Below are 3,179 nucleotides of genomic sequence, written 5' to 3'. Positions count from 1 at the left end.
ACCGCGCCCTCGCCGCGGGGGTCGAGCAGGCGCGTGCGGCGATCGACAGCGGCGCGGCCGCGGCCGTGCTCGACCGCTGGGTCGCCGCGACCGCCGGCTGACGCGGGACGGGCGCTCAGACGTCCAGGACGTAGCGGTCGTCGGCGCGCCGGAAGCCGACGTGGTCGTAGTAGGCGCCGACCATGTTCGGCGGCGTGGTGACCTGGCGGACGCCGAGCGCGGTGAGCATGCCGCTGCGCCGCCAGACGAACTCGCCGGGGGTGAAGTCGCGGTAGCGCGGCGTCACGTAGTCGAGCAGCAGGCGGGCCGCCTCGCCCTCCTGGCGCAGCACGACCACGCCGACGGTCTCGTCGCCCTTCATCACGATGAACGCGTGGTCGTCGCCCTCGCCGGGATGCCACGAGAAGTCCGGCTGGTAGCGCAGGATGTCCTCGCGGTGGAGCGTGAGGACGTGGCGGAGGTACTGGTCCTCCGGGCCGACCTCGAGCACGTCGAAGACGGCCTCGTCGTGGCGCTCGCCCAGCAGGTGGACGATGAACCAGATGTTGATCGCCGACAGCACGACGTTCATGGCGACCATCGGCCACACGTCGATCATCGCGTTGAAGAACACCAGCACGACGCACGCCATCGTGTTGAGGACGCGGAACCGCAGCACGCGCGCCTGGAGCAGCGAGAAGACCAGCAGGGCGCTGCCGCCCCACCCGAGGGCGTCGAGCCAGTAGTCCTGGATCAGGTCCACGACCGGGTCAGTCCAGACCGAGCGAGAACGCCGACTCGAGGTCGTGGCGGGAGTAGGTGCGGAACGCGATGTGGGTCTCGGTGGCGTTGACGCCGGGCACCTTGTTGAGCCGGTCCGCGACCACCGCGGCGACGTCGTCGTGGTTGCGGACCCGGACCAGCGCGATCAGGTCGATCTGACCGGTCACGGAGTAGACCTCGCTCACCCCGTCGAGGGCGGCGATCTCCTCGGCCACCTCGGGGATCCGGGCGACGTCGGCCTTGACGAACACGATGGCGGTGATCACAGACGGACCTTAACGCGCGGGCTGGTGCAAGGTGGTGAGTGCCCTGCGCTCGGCGAACGGGACGAGCGAGAGCCGGGACTGGTTGACCGCGTCGTGGATCGCGAGGTGGCGGGTCGCGCCGGCGACCGGGCAGGTCCACTCGCCGTCGACGTCGACCAGGCGGATGCCGGGCGACTCCAGCCAGCGCAGGATCTTCTCGGTCTCCTCGGCGCTCGCCGCGGGGACCGGTCCGGGCGCGGCCGCGACGGTCTCGGCGGAGAGCCGCAGCGTGGCGACGTAGGAGTGCGCGTCGGCGCCCGCCGGGATCACGCCGGCGGCCGCCAGCCGCCCGTGGCGGATCACGTGGACCGCCCAGCGACCATCGTCCTCGCGGCGCGCGGCGACCACCTCGGGGCAGCGGGTGAGCGCGGAGAGCCGCTGGGTGCGCGACGCGGCCCGCACGAACGCCGCCAGCCGGTCGCGATGCACCCCGGCCTCCTCGAAGCGCTCGTCGGCGGCGAGGGCGGCCATCTTGGCGTTGATGGTCTCGACGACCTCGTCGGGGCGGTGGAGCAGCGAGTCGCGCAGCTGGCGCACGACGGCGGCGTACGTCGCGTCGTCGACCCGGCCGTCGCACGGGGTCAGGCAGCGGCCCATGTCGGCCAGCACGCACGGCGCGCGTCCCGAGGCCGCCGGGTCGCGGGGCAGCCGGTCGGAGCACTGCCGCACCGGGAACGTCTCGTGGAGCGCGGCCAGGCACTTCTCGGCCGTCTTCTTCGACGCGAACGGGCCGAGGTAGTCGGCGTCGTCGTCGAGCACGCGCCGCACCAGCGACAGCCGCGGCCAGGGCTCGCGGGTGAGCTTGACGAAGTGGACCTTCTCGGGGAACCGCGAGCGCCGGTTGTAGCGCGGCTTGTGCTCGGCGATCAGCCGGAGCTCGCGGACCTCCGCCTCGAGCGCCGTCGCGCACTCGATGCCGTCGACCGTCGTGGCGATGCCGACCATCTCGCCCATCCGGGACCGGGTCTCGGAGGCCGTGAAGTAGGAGCGGACGCGGGTGCGCAGGTCGCGGGAGGTGCCGACGTAGAGGACCCGGGAGCGCTCGTCGCGGAACAGGTAGACGCCCGGGGCGTGGGGGAGCGCCTCGGCGAGGTGGCGCTTGCGCCGCTGGGCCGAGGTGACGCGGGAGGAGAACGTCTGCAGCTCCTCGAGCGTGTGCACGCCCACGCCGCCGAGGCGCTCCATCAGCCCGTGCAGCACGTCGACCGTCGCCCGCGCGTCGGAGAGGGCCCGGTGGTTGGGGGTGGTCGCGGAGTTGAACGCCTTGGCCAGCGAGGAGAGCTTGCAGTTGGGCGCGTCGTCGCGCGTGACGACGCGGCGGGCCAGCCGGGCGGTGTCGAGGACCTCGAAGCGCGGCCAGGCCCGGCCCTGCTGTTCGGCGAAGTAGCGCAGGAAGCCGATGTCGAACGGTGCGTTGTGGGCCACGAGGACGGTGCCGGCCGCGAACTCGAGGAACGCCGGCAGCGCCGACTCGATCGGCGGGGCGTCGGCGACCATCGAGTTGCTGATGCCGGTGAGCACGGCGATGAACGCGGGGATCTCGGTGTGCGGGTTGACCAGCGTCTGGAACTCGCCGAGCACCTCGCCGCCGCGCACCTTGACCGCGCCGATCTCGGTGATCATCGAGCCGCCCTCGGCGGAGCCGCCGGTGGTCTCCAGGTCGACCACGCAGAACGTGATGTCGCGCAGCGGGCGGCCGAGCTCGTCGAAGCTGCGCTGCGACTCCCACCGGGAGACCGCCTCCTGAACGCCGCTCATGGTCTCGACGCTAGATCGGGGCACCGACAAACCCCGGGAGACGCGCGGGCCGCGGGCATAGGCTGTCGCCACGGCGGGAACCCAGCGGGCACAGCACCGCCACCGTCAGGACCGCCAGAGAGGAGCGCGCGATGGCCAGCGCCCGCGAGCCGGTGGAGCGGCCGGCCGGTGCCGGCGCCGGACCGAGCTGACGAGCCCCATGGCCGATCCCACCCCCCGCTCGCTCGGCGAGCTCCCCGAGCCTGTCCGCAGCCGCGTCGTCGCGATCACCGCGGACGCGCTGCCCGACGTGCCCAGGCTCCCGGCGGCCGTACGCCGGGTCGCCGGCTTCGCGCCCGCGCGCCGCGCCCGGCT

At 73.2% G+C, this 3,179-nt stretch carries 3 protein-coding genes; all 3 read right to left on the bottom strand.

The genetic code is table 11. The annotated features are described in order from the left end of the window. Positions 1-115: 115 nt before the first annotated feature. The 3 genes from VGD85_RS05860 to VGD85_RS05850 are packed head-to-tail and all read right to left on the bottom strand — an operon-like array spanning position 116 to position 2,825. Positions 116-742 carry a hypothetical protein gene (locus tag VGD85_RS05860; protein WP_331062507.1) on the bottom strand — a complete coding sequence of 209 codons (627 nt, stop codon included), beginning with the start codon at positions 740-742 and terminating at the stop codon, positions 116-118. Between the two features lie 7 nt (positions 743-749). Then, the gene (locus VGD85_RS05855) at positions 750-1,028 is read right to left on the bottom strand and encodes an Lrp/AsnC ligand binding domain-containing protein (RefSeq protein WP_331062506.1); all 279 of its coding nucleotides are present in this window, start codon (positions 1,026-1,028) and stop codon (positions 750-752) included. A 9-nt stretch (positions 1,029-1,037) separates the two neighbouring features. Then, positions 1,038-2,825, bottom strand: coding sequence for a DEDD exonuclease domain-containing protein (locus VGD85_RS05850; protein WP_331062505.1), 1,788 nt, complete (start codon positions 2,823-2,825; stop codon positions 1,038-1,040). Positions 2,826-3,179 lie beyond the last annotated feature (354 nt).

The sequence above is a fragment of the Nocardioides sp. genome (genome assembly GCF_036401255.1).
GTDB lineage: Bacteria > Actinomycetota > Actinomycetes > Propionibacteriales > Nocardioidaceae > Nocardioides.
This window is presented reverse-complemented; position numbering and strand designations above follow the sequence as displayed.